Origin of the sequence: Kitasatospora sp. NPDC085879, assembly GCF_040686255.1 — a bacterium.
Taxonomy (GTDB): Bacteria; Actinomycetota; Actinomycetes; order Streptomycetales; family Streptomycetaceae; genus Kitasatospora.
The window spans coordinates 102,484-119,454 of the sequence record NZ_JBFBJZ010000024.1; the positions used below are offsets into that span (position 1 = coordinate 102,484).

The following is a 16,971-nucleotide window of genomic DNA, read 5'->3' on the forward strand; positions in this document are numbered from 1 at the left end:
GTCCGCCGGTCCGTCAGTCCGTCAGGTCGGCGGTGTCGCTGTCGGCCCGGCCGGCCTGGCCCGGTATCCGGAGGTCCCAGCCGACCAGGGCGCGCAGCTGCTCGGCGGTGACGCCGTCCGGGATCGGCTGCGGGGCGTCGTGGCGCAGCGGCGGCTGCCAGCCCTCGTCCGCGTTCCAGCTGCGGACGACCTTGGCGGGCGCGCCGGCGACCACGCTGTGGTCGGGGATGTCGCCGCGGACCACCGCGCCGGCGGCGACCACCACGTTGCGGCCGATCCGGGCGCCCGGGAGGATCACCGCGCCGGTGCCGATCCACGAGCCGGCGCCGATCTCGACGGGCTCGTTGCGCGGCCACTGCTTGCCGATCGGCAGGTCGGTGTCGCGGTACTCGTGGGCCTGGTCGGTGATGTAGACGTTGGGGCCGGTCCACACGTCGTCGCCGAGGACGATCGACTGGTGGCCGACGATGTGGCTGCCGCGGCCGATGACGCAGCCGCCGCCGATCCGCACGATCGGCTCCGGGCCGAGGTCCAGGCCCGGCAGGAAGCCGGCCGAGATGGTGACCCGCTCGCCGATGATCGAGAACGGGCCGATGGTGATCCACTGCTCGTTGAAGACCGCGCCGAGCGGGAAGGCCAGCTTGGTGCCGTCGCCGAGCTCGCCGAACCGGTACGGACCGGGGGTGCGGTTGGTGACCGCCCCGGACTCCTGCACCCACTTCCACGCCCGGTGCACGACGTGGCCGGCGGCGCGCCGGCCCCGGAGGCGGGCGGCGGCGAGGATCGAACGGGCGGTCGGCATGCGCTCACCGTATCGGCCGGGCGCCGTCGGCGAGGTACCGGGCGATCAACATCACACCGACGGCTGGCAGACTCGCCGCATGGAGATTCCCGAGCTCGTCGACGTTCTGCGCCACGAGGGCGCGCTGCTGGCCGACACCGCCGCCGGGACGCCGCTGGACGCCCCCGTGCCGACCTGCCCGGACTGGCGGCTGCGCGACCTGCTGCTGCACACCGGGCAGGTGCACCGCTGGGCCGCGGCCCACGTCAAGGGCGGCCTGGCCCGGCCGCTGGACGAGGCCGGCCAGGAGGCCGCCTGGGGCCCGGCGCCCGCCGACGCCGACCTGGTGGAGTGGTTCCGCACCGGTCACGCCGACCTGGTCGCCGTGCTGGCGGCCGCACCGGCCGACCTGGCCTGCTGGAGCTTCCTGCCGGCGCCGTCCCCGCTCGCCTTCTGGGCCCGCCGCCAGCTCCACGAGACCACCGTGCACCGGGTGGACGCCGAGGCCGCGGCCGGCACCGCACCGACCCCGGTCGCCCCGGCCGTCGCCGCCGACGGCCTCGCGGAACTGCTGACCGGTTTCGTGCCCCGACCGAGGACCAGGCTGCGCAGCGACACCCCGCGCACCCTCGCCGTCCGGCCCACCGACCGCGCGGAGAGCTGGCTGGTGACGGTGGGCCGGGAACAGCCGCAGGTGCGCCCGGGCGCCGGACCGGCCGACTGCACCGTCAGCGGCCCCGCGCACGACCTCTACCTGCTGCTGTGGAACCGCCTCGGCGCGGACGCGGTCGCCGTCGACGGCGACCGCTCCCTGCTGGAGCTCTGGCGGACGACCGCCGGCATCACCTGGAGCTGACGGGCACCCGGCCCCCTGCGCTACTCCGCCCAGGGGGCCGGGCGGCGCTCCAGGAAGGCCCGCATGCCCTGCTGCGCCTCCTCCGAGCCGAACAGCCGGGCCGACTGGGCGACCCGCTCGTCGGCGTCCCGCTCGAAGGAGTCCACCACCCCGGCGGTCGCCAGCCGCTTGGACTCGGCGAGGCCCTGCGGCGAGCCCTGCCGGACGGCGTCCAGCAGGACCTTCAGCGCGGTCGCGACGTCCTCGGCGGCCTCGGTGATCAGGCCGATCCGGGCGGCCTCCGCCGGGCCGAAGGTCTCGCCCGTCAGGTAGTAGCGGGACGCCGCCCGCGGCTCCAGCTTGGGACGCAGCGGCAGCGAGATCACCGCCGGCGCGAGACCCAGGCGGACCTCGGTGAAGGCGAAGGTCGACGCCGGCCCGGCGATCGCGATGTCGGCGGCACCGAGCAGACCGAGACCGCCCGCCCGGGCGTGGCCGTCGATCGCGGCGATCACCGGCTTCGGGCAGTCGACGATCGCACGCTGGATGTCCACCAGTCCGCGCGGCCCGACCGTCGGGTCGCTGCCGGTGGCCTCCGAGAGGTCCGCACCCGCGCAGAACACCTTGCCGGTGTGGCCGAGCACCACCGCCCGCACCGCCGGGTCGGCCGCGGCCTCGGTCAGGCCCTTGGCCAGCTCCGCCATCAGGCGGGTGGACAGGGCGTTGCGGTTGTGCGGGGAGTCGAGTTCGAGGGTCGTGACCGCATCGGCGGTGGTGATGCGGACGAGAGGGCTCTCGCTGGTCATCGCGGATGGCCTGCTTTCCGGCTGAGGGTGGGTCGGACGCGCTCGGGAGGACTCTGGCACGCCGACCGTCCGGTCGGCCAGTACGACCCGGGAAATCCGCTGGCCGGGGCGGGTGCGGCTGGGTCAGCATGAGGCCCCATGACGCTCCTCCTGCTCGCACCCCGGATCAACGAGACCGGTCTGCAACTGCTCACCTGCGCCCGGCGGCGCGGGCTGCGGGCGCACACCGCCACCCGCTGGGAGGTCCCGGCGGAGCTCGCCGGCCTGCGTCCGGCCCACCTGTACGGCGGGCCGCTGTTCGCCGACGCGGCCGCCGGGGCGCTGGGCGTCGCCGCCCTGGAGCCGCCCGCCGACTGGCTCGCCACACTGCCCGCGGAGCTGCTGGGCCGCCGGGTGGAGTGCACCACGCTGGCGCAGGCCCGCCGGCTGCGCCGCCCGGCGTTCCTGAAACCGCCGACCGACAAGCTCTTCCCGGCCCGGGTCTACCCGGACGGCAGCGGGCTGCCCGGCCCGGACGCCCTCGACGACGACACCGTGGTGCAGGTCAGCGACGTGGTGGCGTTCGCCTCCGAGTACCGGCTCTTCGTCCTGGACGGCGTGGTGCGGACGGCGAGCCGGTACGCGGTGGACGGCGACCTCGCGGTCTCCCCGGAGGCCGGCCCCGAGGTGCTCGCCTTCGCCGCCGACGTCCTCGCCGTCGGCGGCCTGCCGAGCGCCGCCGTGGTCGACGTCGGCCGCCTCACCGACGGCACCTGGGCGGTGGTCGAGGCCAACCCGGCCTGGGCCAGCGGCGGTTACGCCTGCGACCCCGACCACGTCCTCGACGTCGTCCTCCGCGCCGCCGGCCCGGCCGACGCCCTCTCCCCCACCGACCGCCGCTTCAGCCGCGCCGTCCCCGAGGTCGTCCGCTAGCGGGCCGGGGCTCCCCGGTCCGGCTCGGCAGGGTGGGGTGGCAGGCTGTCCCCGGTCGGGTGCCGCCGGGCGCCGCGGTCGGGGGGAGGTCCCGTGGTGGGTGTCGGTGGCACGCCGCCGGAGCGCGGTCCGGTGTCGACGGATCGTCATGCTCCACCGTTCGACCGGGAGTTGGCAGCCGCCTTGGCGGCCGCGGGCGACGGGTGGCGGGAGCCGCTCACCCCGGAGAACCTCGCGGACCGGCAGGCGCGGGACGCCGCGACCAGGACCGGGCCGACGCTCCGGGAACTCCGGGCGGACGGCCGGTTCGAGGTCGAGGAGCTGCGGGTTCCGGCGGGCCGGGACGGCGGGGAGGTCACGCTGGTCGGCGCCCGGCCCGCCGACGTCGCCGGCCCGCTGCCGCTGCTGTACTACCTGCACGGCGGGGGAATGGTGATGGGCAGCGCCTGGTCCGTCCTGCCGCGGCTGCTGCGTGAGTGGGCCCTGCCGCTGGGGCTCGCCGTCGTCGCGGTGGAGTACCGGCTGGCGCCGCACGCGCGCTACCCCGGGCCCGTCGAGGACTGCTGGGCCGGGCTCGTCGGGGCGGCCGAGCGGGCGGCCGCGCTGGGCGCCGACCCGGAGCGGATCGTCGTCGGCGGGAAGAGCGCCGGCGGCGGGCTGGCCGCGGCGCTCGCCCTGCTGACCCGGGACCGGGGCGGGCCTGCGCCGATCGGTCAGCTGCTGCTGAGCCCGATGCTCGACGACCGCAACGACACCTTCTCCGGCCACCAGATGGCCGGCCGGGACACCTGGGACCGGACGTCCAACGCGACCGCGTGGCAGGCCCTGCTGGGTGACCGGTACGGCGCCGCCGACCTGCCGCCCTACGCGGCCCCGGCCCGCGCCGCCGACCTGTCCGGGCTGCCGCCGGCCTACGTCGAGGTCGGGTCGGCCGAAACCTTCCGGGACGAGGCCGTGGCCTACGCCGACGCGATCTGGCGGGCGGGCGGCGAGGCCGAGCTGCACGTGTGGTCCGGCGCCTTCCACGGCTTCGACACCCTCGCCCCGCGGGCGGCCCTCAGCCAGGACGCGCGCGAGGCCCGCACCCGCTGGCTCCGGCGGATCCTCGGGCGGCCCGCCGACGGGCCCGTCCCGAACCCGCCGGCCGCAGCGCCCCGTTGACGCACCCGGCCGGCGTACCGGCCGCGTTCGGTGCCGCGTTCCCGGCGGCCGGCCTCAGCCGGTCGCCCGGCGGCCGAGGGCCCAGCGCACGGCCGGGACCATCGCGGCGGCGGCCACCGCGAACAGCACGGCGAGCGCGGCCCAGCCGAGGGTGCCGTGGCCGATCACGGCGGTGGTGATGAGCACCGGTCCGAGCATCATCGCCGCGGAGAAACCGGTGTTGAAGACGCCCTGGTACTCGCCGTGGGCGCCCTCCTCGGCGAGGTCGTAGCCGAGCGCCCAGCCGGCGGCCTGGCCGAGCACCTCGCCGAGGGCCTGAAGGGCGGCGCCGGCGAGCAGGACGAGGACGGCCGCCCAGGCGGGCAGCCCGCCGGCGAGGGCGAAGGCGGCGCAGGAGAGGGCGACGAACAGTCCGCCGCGGCGGAAGATCCGGGCGGCGGCGGTCGGTTCCTCGGTACCGCGGGTGGCCCGCACCTGCAGGGCGACGACCAGGATCGTGTTGACGACGAGGGTGCAGGCGACCAGCACCCGGGGGGCCTCGGTGTGGTTGACGATCCACAGCGGCACGCCGACCTCGATCATGGCGAACTGCAGGCCGAGTACGCCGCTGAGCCCGGCGACCACCAGGTAGGGGACGTTGCGCAGGGCCGAGCCGGTCCGCGGTCCGGACTCCGCCGCGGGGCCGTTCGGCGCGGTCTGCGGGGTCGGCAGCAGGGCGTACATGGCGAGGACGACGGCGAAGGTGGCGACATCGGCGAGGATGGCCGCGGTGTAGGCGCCACGGGTGTCCGCGACGAGGACGAGCGAGGCGATGCCGGTGCCGACACCGATGCCGACGTTGGTGACGACCCGCAGGTAGGCGCGGCCCGCGACCCGGCGGTCGGCGGGCAGCACCTCCGCGTAGAGGGCGTTGCGGACGGTCGCGGTGCCACGGTCCGCGGCGGTGACGGCGCAGGCCAGCAGGACGAAGGGCAGGAAGCCGGAGACCAGCGGGTAGCAGGCGGTGCCGACGGCCTCCGCGCCGACCAGGGCGAGCAGGACGGGCTTCGTGCCCCAGCGGTCGGCGGCGCGCCCGGCCGGGACGCCGATGAGCACGCCGCACAGTCCGGCGGCGGTGAGGCCGATGCCGACCTGGGCGGCGGCGAGGCCGAGGACGCGGGTGAAGTACAGCGCGCCGAGGGTCATGAAGAGGCCGTTGCCGAGGGTGTTCACCAGGGTGATGGCGGCGAGTCTGCGGACCGTCTGATCGGGGTGCAGCAGGCGTGACGAAGGACGGGCCGCCGTCGGCGCCCCCGTGGAGGTGGTGGTCATGGCATCATCGCACCGCATGCGGATCAGTCCCCGGAACTGATTTAGGCCGGGGCTGACGAATGGGGGATCACGTGCACCGTTTCCGGCTCGGCCTGGAGGACCTCGCCGCGGCGTCCTTCGCCTGTTCACCGCTGCAGGAGACGGTCCTGAGCCTGCGGATGTGGACCCACCCCGGGAAGTACGTCCACCAGACGCCGGTCTTCGAGCGGATCCGGCCGGAGTTCGAGCGGCTGCCCTGCGCACCGCTGCTCCGCTCACTGGTCGCCACCAACCGCTACGTGCCGGACTTCCTGACCCCGCGTCCGAGCACGCCCTTCCCCGAACTGTCGGCCGAACTCGCCGTCGTCCGCGCGGTCGCGCCGCACCGGCTGCGCGGAGAGCTGGAGCGCACCTTCCTGCCGCACGACCGGCGGCTGCCGCCGCTGCTGGCCGACGGGCTGGCCGACCCGGCCGGGCTGCTCGCGGAGATCACCGACGCCCTGGAGGCGTACTGGACGCGCTGCCTGGCCCCGGAGTGGTGGCCGCGCGCCCGGTCGGTGCTGCACGCCGACATCGTGCACCGCTCGCGGGTGCTCGCGGAGCGCGGCGCGGCGGCGCTCTTCGAGGATCTGGACCCGCGGGTCCTGTGGCGGGACGGCGTCCTGACGATCCGCCGGGACTGGGGCGACGGCGACGCCGACATCACGGTGGGCGGCCGCGGCCTGGTCTTCACCCCGACCTTCTTCGCCCGCGGCGCCATCACGAACATCAGTGACGAGCACCCGCCGGTGATCAACTACCCGGCGCGCGGCCAGGGCACCATGGCCGGCCCGGCCACGCCGCCGCCCACCCGGCGGGCACTGGAGCAGCTGGTCGGGGCGCCCAAGGCACGGCTGCTGACGATGCTGGACGAGCCGACCAGCACCACCGAACTGGCCCGGCGCCTGGGCGTCACCCCGGGCGCGGTGAGCCAGCACCTGGCGGTGCTCGCCGAGACCCGCCTGGTGAGCCGGGCACGGCACGGCCGGGTGGTGCTGTACGCGCGCAGCCCGCTCGCCGACGAGCTGCTCCGATAGATCGTCAACTCCGATGCGGCACCGCCCTGTTGACCCGATTGGTCCATACCACCTACAGTCGTCGACGGCTTCCCGGCACCCCTGTACGGCACCCCCACACCAGACAGGGAGACCACCATGCACGTCCGGCCGCCACGGCGCGCCAGGGCCAGGATCACCGCCCTGCTCGCCGTGCTCGCACTGCCGCTCGCCCTGCTCGCCGCCGCGCCGGCGCACGCCGCCGGCCGCCTCACCGCCGCCTTCACCAGCGCCGACAACGGCTCCTGGTGGAAGGGCACCTTCGTCGTCCGCAACGACAACGCCACCGCCGTCACCGGCTGGACCCTCGAGTTCGACCTGCCCGCCGGGGTGACGATCGCCAGCAGCTACAACGGCCAGGCCACCGTCACCGGCCGGCACGTCACCGCCGTCAACGCCTACTACAACGCCACCGTGCAGCCGCACGCCAGCACCGAGCCGTACAGCTTCTGGTTCGTCGCCAACGGCCCGATCGACACCCCGACCGGCTGCCGGATCAACGGCGACAAGTGCGACGGCACCGCCGACGTGCCGCCCGGCGCACCCGGCACCCCGCAGGTCACCGACACCACCGCGCACACCGTCGCGCTGAGCTGGCCCGCGGCCGCCGCGGGTGACTTCCCGGTCGCCTCCTACGAAGTGCTGAACGGCTCGACCGTCCTCGGCACCGCGACCACCACCGCGGCCACCCTGACCGGGCTCACCCCGGCGACCGCGTACACCCTGACGGTGCGCGCCAAGGACAGCCGCGGCAACACCGGCCCGCTCAGCCCCGCGGTGACCGCCCGGACGGTCGACCCGGCGAGCGACACCGTGCCGCCCGCCGCCCCGACCGCCCTGCACAGCACCGCCGTCACCGCCGCAAGCGTCACGCTCGCCTGGACGGCCGCCACCGACAACCAGCGGGTCGCCGCCTACGACGTCTACCGCGACGGCGCCCTCGCGCAGACCGTCACCGGCACCACCGCCACCGTCGCCGGCCTCTCCCCCGCCACCGCCTACGCCTTCACCGTCCGCGCCCGGGACGCCGCCGACAACGCCTCACCGGCCACCCCCGCGCTCACCGTCACCACCGCCGACCTGGTCGGCCCCGGAAAGTACGCCCGGGTCGGCTACTTCACCCAGTGGGGCATCTACGGCCGGCAGTACTTCGTGAGGAACCTCGACACCTCGGGCAGCGCCGCCAAGCTCGACGTGATCAACTACGCCTTCGAGAACATCGACCCGGTCAACCTGACCTGCCTGGCCGGGGTCACCAAGGGCACCACCGCGAACCCGCAGGACCCCGACCAGGGCACCGGCGCGGGCGACGCCGACGCCGACTACTCCCGGCCGTTCAGCGCCGCGCAGTCCGTCGACGGGGTCGCCGACGACGGCTGGGCCCCGCTGCGCGGCAACCTCAACCAGCTGAAGAAGCTCAAGGCCAAGTACCCCGACCTGAAGATCGTGGTCTCGCTCGGCGGCTGGACCTACTCCAAGTACTTCTCCGACGCGGCCGCCACCGACGCCTCCCGCAAGAAGCTCGTCTCCTCCTGCATCGACGTCTGGATCAAGGGCAACCTGCCGCTCTACAACGGCGCCGGCGGCCCCGGCACCGCGGCCGGCATCTTCGACGGCATCGACCTCGACTGGGAGTGGCCCGGCTCCCCCGACGGCCACCCCGGCAACCACTGGTCGGCGAACGACAGGGCGAACCTGACAGCGCTGCTCGCCGAGTTCCGCACCCAGCTGGACGCCCTCGGCGGCCCGCACCGGCTGCTCACCGCCTTCACCCCGGCCGACCCCGCCAAGATCGCCCAGGGCTGGGACCTGTCGAAGATCTTCCGGTACCTCGACATCGCCAACGTGCAGGGCTACGACTTCCACGGCGCCGGCAGCGACAACTCCTGGGAGCCCGCCCGCACCGGCCACCAGGCAAACCTCTCCACCGACGCCCAGGACCCGTACGGCTTCCACTTCTCGGTGGAGTCGGCCGTGCAGACCTACCTGGACGCCGGCGTCAACCCGCGCAAGCTGACCATCGGCCTGCCGTTCTACGGCCGCGGCTGGCAGAACGTCACCGACGGCGGGGTCAACGGCGAATGGCAGGCCGCGGGCGGTGCGGCCCCCGGCCAGTTCGCCGAGGAGGCCGGCACCCGCGGGTACGACAACCTGCTCACCGGTGTGCCCAACCTGACCGTCCGGCACGACGAACAGTCGGTCTCCACCTACGGCTACACCGGCCCCGGCGGCCAGTGGTGGACCTTCGACGACCCCTGGTCGATCGGGAAGAAGACCGCCTGGCTGAAGTCCAAGGGCCTGCTCGGAGCGATGATCTGGGAAATGTCCGGCGACACCCCGTCCGGCACCCTGATCACCGCCCTCGACACCGGCCTCAAGCAGTGAGCCTTCGATTCGTGGGAATCCGATAGGGGCGCGTCTCCCGCCGGGGACTACCGCCCCGCGACCGACGCCAGCTTCCGCGCGGCCCGGTGCTCCCGCATGACCTGTGCGAAGGTCGTGTGCCCCTGCGTGGTCCGGGCGAAGGCCCGCCACGCGGGGGTGACCAGGCAGACCGCGGCGTGGAACAGGTGCGGACGGCGCTCGAAGGCCCCGAGCATGACCTTGCCGGCCCGCATCTCCACGCCCAGCCCGGCCTTGATCGCGAAGGCGTAGTTGAGCGCCTGCCGCCGCACGTCCGCCGAGCCGTCGGCCTCGGCGACCTTCACCGCCCACTCGCCGGCCAGCCGGCCCGACCGCAGGGCGTACGAGATGCCCTCGCGGGTCCACGGCTCCAGCAGGCCGGCCGCGTCGCCGGCCACCAGCACCCGCCCGCGGGAGAGCGGCGAGTCCTCGGCGCGGCAGCGCGTCAGATGGCCGGACTCGATGCTCGGCTTGAAGCCGGAGAGGCCCAACTGCCGGATGTAGTCGGCCAGGTACTGCTTGGTGCGCTCGCCGTCGCCGCGCGCGGAGATGACGCCGACCGTCAGGGTGCCCGAGTCGGTCTTGGGGAAGACCCAGCCGTACGAGCCGGGCAGCGGGCCCCAGTCGAGGTGGATCCGGCCGGCCCAGGCCCGGGAGACCTCCTCCGGCACCGGGATCTCCGCCTCCAGGCCGAGGTCGATCTGGTCGAAGGAGACGCCGACGTGGCGGCCGATCCGGCTGGCCGAGCCGTCCGCGCCGACGACGGCGCGGGCTTCGATGCGGCGGCCGTCCGCCGTGGTGACGAAGGCGGTGCGGCCGTCGCCGTCCTGCTGCTCGACGCCGGTCGCGGTGACACCGGTGACCAGCACCGCGCCGGCCTGCTCGGCGGACTGCACCAGGCGCAGGTCGAACTCGTCCCGGTTGACCAGGCCGAAGAGCATCCGCTTGGAGCGGCGGGTGCGGGTGAAGCGGCCGCCGAGGGCGAAGGTGACGGCGTGGATGCGGTCCTGCAGCGGCAGCTTGAAGTCCGGCGGCAGGGTGTCCCGGGACGGGCCGATGATGCCGCCGCCGCAGGTCTTGTAGCGGGGGTGCTCGGCCTTGTCCAGCAGCAGCACCCGGCGGCCCTGGGCCGCGGCGGCGTACGCGGCGGAGGAGCCGGCCGGGCCGGCGCCGACCACGACCACGTCCCAGACCCCGCCGAGGGGGTCGGGCCCGGTGGCCGCCGGGTCCGCGGCGGTCTGGTCGGGGGCCGCGGGAACGGCCTCGTGTCCGACGGCCTCGTGCTCGTCGGAGTTCGGGTCGAGGGAGCTACCGGTGTCAGTCACGATCGCATCCTAGACCCGTCGGCCACCCCCGCGACCAGGGATGACGCGGGTCACGACACGGCACCGACCTATGATCGGACAAATCACCCGCACCTCGTCAACAGGAGACACCTGATGACCCAGCAGCACCTGGCGGCGGCCGTCCGATCCCTGATGCCGCGCGCCAAGGCCGACCTGGCCGAGCTGGTCGCCTTCCCGTCCGTCGCCGACCCCCGGCAGTTCCCGGTGGAGGAGTGCGAGAAGGCCGCCCGCTGGGTCGCCGACGCGCTCACCGCCGAGGGCCTGACGGGCGTGCGACTGCTGGACACGCCCGACGACACCCAGTCCGTGTACGCCGAGCTCCCCGGCCCGGCCGGCGCCCCGACCGTGCTGCTGTACTCCCACTACGACGTCCAGCCGCCGCTCGACGAGAACGCCTGGCTCAGCCCGCCCTTCGAACTGACGGAGCGTGACGGCCGCTGGTACGGCCGGGGCGCCGCCGACTGCAAGGGCAACATCCTCATGCACCTCACCGCGCTGCGGGCCCTGCGCGAGGTGGACGGCGGCCTGCCGGTCGGTCTGAAGGTGATCGTCGAGGGCTCCGAGGAGCAGGGCACCGGCGGCCTGGAGCGCTACGCCGAGGCCCACCCGGAGCTGCTCACCGCCGACGCGATCGTCATCGGCGACACCGGCAACTTCGCGGCCGGCCTGCCCACCGTCACCGCCAGCCTGCGCGGCATGACGGTGGTCGAGGTCGCCCTCACCACACTGGCCGGGAACCTGCACTCCGGCGCCTTCGGCGGCGCCGCCCCGGACGCGCTGCAGGCCATGGTCAGGCTGCTCGCGACCCTGCACGACGAGCACGGCGACGTCGCCGTGGCCGGCCTGACGGCCGACCAGGTCTGGCCGGGCGTCCAGTACGACGAGCCGCAGTTCCGCGAGGACGCCAAGGTGCTCGACGGCGTCGCGCTGACCGGTACCGGCACCGTCGCCGACCGGCTGTGGGCCCGTCCCTCCGTCACCGTCCTCGGCATCGACGCCCCTCCGGTGATCGGCGCCACCTCCTCCGTCCAGGCGAGCGCCAGGGCGCTGGTCAGTCTGCGCATCCCGCCGGGCATGGAGCTGAAGGCCGCCCAGCAGGCCCTCACCGCCCACCTGGAGGCGGCGGTGCCGTGGGGCGCGCAGGCCGAGATCACCGTGCTCAGCGGCGGCGAGGCGTTCAGCGCGGACATCACCGGGCCCGCCTACGAGGCGATGGGCGAGGCGATGCGGGAGGCGTTCGGCCGCGAGATGGTCGCCTCCGGCGAGGGCGGCTCCATCCCTCTCTGCAACACCCTGCGCAGGCTCTACCCGCAGGCGGAGATCGTCCTGATCGGCGTCGAGGAGCCGACCACCCAGATCCACGCCGTCAACGAGAGCGTCGACCCGCAGGAGCTGGAGCGGATGGCCCTCACCGAGGCGCTCTTCCTGCGCACCTACGCCCGGCTGCGCTCGGCCTGACCGACCGCCGCCCCGCCCCGGGTGTCGTCCCCGCGGACGGCACCCGGGCCCGCGCCGCCGACAGCGCCGCGAAGACCGTCGCCCCCACCGCGAGGCCCGCGCCCGCGCCGAAGCAGAACTCCGAAACGACCCCGCGCTCCCGGCGGGCCAGCCGGTGCGCCGCGCCGAGCGCGGCCGACACCGCCAGCCCCGCCACCGCGGCGCGGCGCACCGCCCGGCGCGGCCGGCGCGGCCCCGGCCCGGCGTGAGGTGTCCGCGCCGCCCGCCGCACCCGCTCCCCCAGGACGGCGAGGCCCAGCAGCGAGGTCCCGTACTGCAGCACCGTGCACAGCGGGACGTCTCCGGCCACCGGCCGGCCCAGCACCGGAACGGCCCGTACCCCGGCCCGGCCAGGGTGGGTGAACGCGTCCCAGAGCACGTGGCTGGCCGCCCCGACCGCGGCCGACAGCACGAACGCCCCGACCCCGGCGGCCCCGCGCGGCAGCGGCGCCTCCACGGCCACCGGCAGTCCCTCGGGCAGCAGTCCGGTGAGCGGGTCGCGCAGCAGACCGTGCCAGAGCACGACGCCTCCCGCCGCGATCGCCGCGTCCACCGTCGGTACGGCCCACCAGCGGTGCGTCAGCGCCCCGAACCGGTAGACCCCCGGCAGCAGCGAGTCCGCGAAGTACGGCACGTCGGGCGCCATGGAGCCGGCCACCAGCCCCGACGCCACCCAGCACCCCTCGGCCCCCCTGCCCAGCAGCGGCACCACCGCCGCAACATGGCTCAACGTGAACGGCACCCGTCCATCCTCCACCGGTGGGGCGGGAATCCCGTCAGGGCGCGTCGGGCCCTCACGATCGCGCCCGCCCCTGATCCGCCCGCTCCCGATCCGCCCGCCCCGGCCGCACCCCCGCACGCCCGCAACGCACCACCCTCCCGCCCCCGACGGCCCGCCATGATGAAACGACGGCGTCCAGGACCAGGCGCCCGCAGACAAGGAGGCCGGTGTGACGGACCCCGACCTGCCTGCCCCCGCCGACCTGCCGTCCGCCGACGATCTCCCCCGGGCACTCCTGGACCTCGGTGTCCCGCACATCGACATCAACCCCCTGGTGGCCGCCCGCACCCGGCTGGCGCGCGATCCCGGTCTGCGCCGTGTCTTCGCCCGCGCCGCCGGGGATCAGTCCGCCGCCGTCGGCACGGTCGGCCGCCCGGCGGGCCTGCCCCCGCAGTGGCCGGACGCCCCGGGCGAGGTCGGCCGGCTGCTGCCCGCGCTGCTGTTCACCGCGCTGGCGCCGCAGGCCCGCGCCTGGCACCGGTCCCGCGGTGTCCCTCCCGAGGTGTCCCGCGCCACCCTGGCCGATCTCGGGCGGCAGCTGACCGTGCACCGGCGCCGGCACGGCACCCCCGGCCTGGGCTCGGCGAACTGGCTCACCCTGCACCTGCGCGGCGAGCTGTTCCAGCTCGGCCGGCTGCAGTTCCAGCGCCACCGGCTGCGCCCGCAGGAGGCGGTCGACGCCGCGGCCCCGCCGGCGGGCACCTGGTGCCTGGTGCTGCACGTCCCGGACTTCTGCGGGCCGCTCACCCCGCGGGCCTGCGACGCCTCGCTCGACCGGGCCCGGGCGTTCTTCGCCCGGCACTTCCCCGCCGCGCCGTACCGGACGGCCTGCATCTTCTCCTGGCTGCTGGACGGGCAGCTGGCCGACCGCCTCCCCGCGGAGGCGAACATCGTCCGCTTCCAGCGCCGCTTCCGGCCGCTGCGGCCGGACCGCGGCCCCTCGGACGCCGAGCCGCTGGGCTTCGTCTTCACGGATCCGGAGCTGCCGCCGGAGCGGCTGCCCCGGGAGACCGCGCTGCAGCGGGCGCTGGCCGACCACCTGCGGGCGGGCGGGCACTGGTACGTCGGTAGCGGCTGGTGCCCGCTGTGACGGCACCGGCGCGCCACCCGCACCCGCCCGCACGCGACCGGCCGGCGCCCCCGTACGGCACCCCGGCCCGTGGCGGCCCGCGGTCAGCCGGCCGTGGCCGCCCCCACCGCCGCGGGCAGCCCCGCCTCCAGGTAGCGCAGTTCCCCGCGCTCGCGGGCGTCGAGCGCCGCAGCGAGCCGCCGCAGCCGGGTGGCGGGCAGCAGTCCGGCGGCCTCGTCGAGGGTGACGAAGCGCCAGCTGCGCAGTTCGTCCTGCTGCAGCCGCAGCTGCTGCTGGGCCTCGGCGCCGAGCCGGCCGCCGTCGTAGACGAGCCGCAGGCCGCCGCGGCGGGGTCCGGTCCTGGGTTCCCAGTCGACGGCGAGCAGGCGCAGGGCGGGCGCGTCGAGGTGCAGGCCGAGCTCCTCGGCGGTCTCGCGCAGGGCGGCGTCGGTCGGGGCCTCGCCGCGTTCGACGACGCCGCCGGGGAACTCCCAGGCGGGCTTGTAGACGGGGTCGACGAGGAGCACGCGGTCCTGTTCGTCGAAGAGCAGGACGGCGGCGGCGACGGTGTCGCCGGTGGGGTCGGCACTCTGCACGATCGGGCAGCGGGCGGTGCCGTCGGCGACGAATCCCGCCAGGCGCCGGGCGGTCTGCGCCGGGGTGAGGCCGGTGGTGTCGACGAGCTGGGCGTCGCGGCCGAGCCACCGTCTGGCGGAGCGGTAGGCGGGCAGGTGGTCGAGGCACCAGCGGCGGACGTGCTCGGAGCGCTCGGGGTCGCCGGGGTACTCGTCCCGGGCGGCGATGCGCTCCTGCAGGATCGTTTCGTCAGGGTCCAGGACGAAGTGGTGGACGGCGAGCCCGCGGGAGGCGAGCGCGCCGAATATCTCGTCGCGGTAGTCCTCCCGCAGCAGGGTCATCGGGACGACCAGCGGCCCGGGAACCTCGGCGAGCAGGGCCGCGGCGACCTCGGGAACCAGGCGCCGCCAGGAGGGCAGGTCCTGGAAGTCGCCGACCGGCGCCAGCCGGTCGGCGGGCAACAGCCGGCAGAGTCCTGCGCCGACCAGCTCGGGGTCGAAGAGGAGGCTCCCGGGCAGGAGCTCCACCAGTTCCCGGCACGCGGTGGTCTTCCCCGCGCCGAACGTGCCATTGACCCAGACGATCACAGAGCATCCCCTGCCCTCGGCCCACCCCGGTGCCCCACGCACCGGGCGGCGGAGACCCTACCGCGGCCCCCGCGCCACACCGGTGGTACCCGTACGGGCGGCCGTCCCATGCCTCGCGGTGCCCGGCGGCGTCGGCCTCCGGCCACCGGGCACATGCCGGGCGGATCGGTCAGCCGAGGTCGAGCAGCTGCTTCTTGAGCACCTTGCCCATGGCGTTGCGGGGCAGTTCGTCCACCAGCACGACCCGCCGGGGGCGCTTGTGGACGGAGAGCCGCTGGGCGACGAAGTCGGTGAGCCGCTCCCCGGTGACCGGGCCGTCAGGGATGACGTAGGCGACCACGGCCTGGCCGAGGTCGTCGTCGGGGACGCCGACCACGGCCGCGTCCGCCACCTCGGGGTGGTCGCGAAGCGCGGCCTCGACCTCGCCGGCGCCGATCCTGTAGCCGCCGCTCTTGATCAGGTCGACGGAGGCGCGGCCGACGATCCGGTGGAAGCCGTCGGGGCCGATCACGGCGACGTCGCCGGTCCGGAACCAGCCGTCGGACGTCCAGGCCTCGGCGTCGGCGTCCGCGCGATTGAGGTAGCCGGCGAACAGCGTCGGTCCGGCGACCTGCAGCTCGCCGACGGTCTCGCCGTCGGCGGCGACCTCGGCACCGTCCTCGCCGACCAGCCGGGTGCGCACCCCGTCCAGCGGCAGGCCGACGCTGCCGGGGCGGCGCTCGCCGTCGGCGCGGGTGGAGACGGTGATCAGCGACTCGGTCATGCCGTAGCGCTCGATCGGCTCGTGTCCGGTGAGTTCGGCGAGCCGCTCGAAGACGGGCACCGGCAGCGGCGCGCTGCCGGAGACCAGCAGCCGGGCGCCGGCCAGCTCCCGGGCGGCGGTGCCGTCCGCCGTCACCCGGGACCAGACGGTGGGCACGCCGAAGTACAGGCTGCCGCGCGCGCCGGCGTACGCGCCGGGCGTGGGCCGGCCGGTGTGCACCAGGCGGCTGCCGGTGCGCAGCGCGCCGAGCAAACCGAGCACCAGGCCGTGCACGTGGAAGAGCGGCAGCCCGTGCACCAGGGTGTCGTCGGCGGTCCACCGCCAGGCGTCGGCGAGGCCGTCCAGGCCCGCGGCGACCGCGGAACGGGGGATCACCGCGCCCTTGGGCGCGCCGGTGGTGCCCGAGGTGTACAGGACGAAGGCCGGGTGCTCCGGCGCGGGCTCGGCGAAGGTGGCGCCGGAGCGCGCGCCGAGGTCGACCGGCACCGCCTCGGCGTCCGCCGGCTCTTCCCCGGCCGGGACGGCCAGCAGCGCGGCGCTGGAGTCCCGCAGGATGTGCTCGCGCTCCTTCGGCCCGGAGTCCGGCGGCAGCGGTACCACCGGCACGCCGGCGAGCAGCCCGCCGACCACCGCGACCACGGTCTCCGCGGTGGGCCGGGCCAGCACCGCGAGGGCCGGTGCCCCCGCGACCCGCTCGGCCACCGCGCCGGCGGCGCCGAGCAGTTCCTCCCACGACATCGCCCGGCCGTCGACCACCACCGCGTCGCGCCGGTCCCCGTGTCCGCCCTCAAGTGCCGTCAGCAGTCCCATGGTCCGGACTCTACGCGCCGGGGCCGCCGGGCACCCGGGACCGTCCCACCGGTCGGACCGCCGGGTGGAACGCGCGGCGGGGCGGACGGCGAAGGGCGCGGCCCCCGGTCTCCCGGGTGCCGCGCCCTCGTGCGCCGTGCGGGGCTCAGCCCTTGCGGGCCTTCACCTCGGCGGTGAGCTGGGGCAGGACGGTGAAGAGGTCGCCGACGACGCCGTAGTCCACGAGTTCGAAGATCGGGGCCTCGGGGTCCTTGTTGATC

14 protein-coding genes and 1 pseudogene are annotated in these 16,971 nt (G+C 75.5%); 7 read left to right on the forward strand and 8 right to left on the reverse strand.

Going from position 1 to position 16,971, the window contains the following annotated elements; translation table 11 throughout:
- Window positions 1-13 precede the first annotated feature (13 nt).
- The gene (locus AB0P35_RS20070) at window positions 14-802 is read right to left on the reverse strand and encodes a DapH/DapD/GlmU-related protein (protein ID WP_363512287.1); all 789 of its coding nucleotides are present in this window, start codon (window positions 800-802) and stop codon (window positions 14-16) included.
- A gap of 79 nt (window positions 803-881) precedes the next feature.
- Here AB0P35_RS20070 and AB0P35_RS20075 point away from each other — a divergent pair, with 79 nt between their 5' ends.
- On the forward strand, window positions 882-1,637 hold the full coding sequence (locus tag AB0P35_RS20075; RefSeq protein ID WP_363512289.1) for a maleylpyruvate isomerase family mycothiol-dependent enzyme: 756 nt from the start codon (window positions 882-884) through the stop codon (window positions 1,635-1,637).
- Between the two features lie 20 nt (window positions 1,638-1,657).
- Here the strand turns inward: AB0P35_RS20075 and AB0P35_RS20080 are convergent, their stop codons facing one another.
- Complete coding sequence (locus AB0P35_RS20080; protein ID WP_363512291.1) at window positions 1,658-2,422, reverse strand: enoyl-CoA hydratase family protein; 765 nt, start codon at window positions 2,420-2,422, stop codon at window positions 1,658-1,660.
- Window positions 2,423-2,560: 138 nt separating this feature from the next.
- Here AB0P35_RS20080 and AB0P35_RS20085 point away from each other — a divergent pair, with 138 nt between their 5' ends.
- Together AB0P35_RS20085 and AB0P35_RS20090 are read left to right on the forward strand one after the other, a co-directional pair.
- A complete protein-coding gene (locus tag AB0P35_RS20085) occupies window positions 2,561-3,334 on the forward strand; it encodes an ATP-grasp domain-containing protein (protein WP_363512293.1) in 774 nt (257 codons plus the stop codon).
- Between the two features lie 171 nt (window positions 3,335-3,505).
- Window positions 3,506-4,495 carry an alpha/beta hydrolase gene (locus tag AB0P35_RS20090; RefSeq protein ID WP_363512295.1) on the forward strand — a complete coding sequence of 330 codons (990 nt, stop codon included), beginning with the start codon at window positions 3,506-3,508 and terminating at the stop codon, window positions 4,493-4,495.
- A gap of 54 nt (window positions 4,496-4,549) precedes the next feature.
- Here the strand turns inward: AB0P35_RS20090 and AB0P35_RS20095 are convergent, their stop codons facing one another.
- Entirely contained in the window at window positions 4,550-5,806 is a 1,257-nt protein-coding gene (locus AB0P35_RS20095; protein ID WP_179419648.1) for an MFS transporter, read from the reverse strand.
- A 71-nt stretch (window positions 5,807-5,877) separates the two neighbouring features.
- Here AB0P35_RS20095 and AB0P35_RS20100 point away from each other — a divergent pair, with 71 nt between their 5' ends.
- Window positions 5,878-6,861 carry a DUF5937 family protein gene (locus AB0P35_RS20100; RefSeq protein WP_218835801.1) on the forward strand — a complete coding sequence of 328 codons (984 nt, stop codon included), beginning with the start codon at window positions 5,878-5,880 and terminating at the stop codon, window positions 6,859-6,861.
- 117 nt (window positions 6,862-6,978) lie between these two features.
- Window positions 6,979-9,264: a glycosyl hydrolase family 18 protein gene (locus AB0P35_RS20105; RefSeq protein ID WP_363512297.1), complete on the forward strand. Its 2,286-nt coding sequence runs from the start codon at window positions 6,979-6,981 to the stop codon at window positions 9,262-9,264.
- Between the two features lie 47 nt (window positions 9,265-9,311).
- Here the strand turns inward: AB0P35_RS20105 and AB0P35_RS20110 are convergent, their stop codons facing one another.
- On the reverse strand, window positions 9,312-10,466 hold the full coding sequence (locus tag AB0P35_RS20110; RefSeq protein ID WP_363512323.1) for a geranylgeranyl reductase family protein: 1,155 nt from the start codon (window positions 10,464-10,466) through the stop codon (window positions 9,312-9,314).
- A gap of 255 nt (window positions 10,467-10,721) precedes the next feature.
- Between AB0P35_RS20110 and AB0P35_RS20115 the strand changes: the two genes are divergently transcribed.
- Entirely contained in the window at window positions 10,722-12,086 is a 1,365-nt protein-coding gene (locus AB0P35_RS20115) for a dipeptidase (RefSeq protein ID WP_363512299.1), read from the forward strand.
- Here the strand turns inward: AB0P35_RS20115 and AB0P35_RS20120 are convergent.
- Entirely contained in the window at window positions 12,037-12,867 is an 831-nt protein-coding gene (locus tag AB0P35_RS20120; RefSeq protein WP_363512301.1) for a DUF4184 family protein, read from the reverse strand. The genes AB0P35_RS20115 and AB0P35_RS20120 overlap by 50 nt on opposite strands.
- Before the next feature lie 208 nt (window positions 12,868-13,075).
- Here AB0P35_RS20120 and AB0P35_RS20125 point away from each other — a divergent pair, with 208 nt between their 5' ends.
- Window positions 13,076-13,996, forward strand: a complete 921-nt coding sequence (locus tag AB0P35_RS20125) for an acyltransferase domain-containing protein (protein ID WP_363512303.1) — start codon at window positions 13,076-13,078, stop codon at window positions 13,994-13,996.
- Window positions 13,997-14,079: 83 nt separating this feature from the next.
- On the opposite strand, the gene AB0P35_RS20130 is transcribed toward AB0P35_RS20125, so the two are convergent.
- From AB0P35_RS20130 to AB0P35_RS20140, 3 genes and pseudogenes are all read right to left on the reverse strand, one after another.
- Window positions 14,080-15,138, reverse strand: a complete 1,059-nt coding sequence (locus AB0P35_RS20130; protein WP_363512305.1) for an NUDIX domain-containing protein — start codon at window positions 15,136-15,138, stop codon at window positions 14,080-14,082.
- Between the two features lie 169 nt (window positions 15,139-15,307).
- Window positions 15,308-16,711, reverse strand: coding sequence for an acyl-CoA synthetase (locus AB0P35_RS20135; protein WP_363512307.1), 1,404 nt, complete (start codon window positions 16,709-16,711; stop codon window positions 15,308-15,310).
- Between the two features lie 145 nt (window positions 16,712-16,856).
- A pseudogene (locus tag AB0P35_RS20140) lies at window positions 16,857-16,971 on the reverse strand (electron transfer flavoprotein subunit alpha/FixB family protein); the annotation flags it as partial.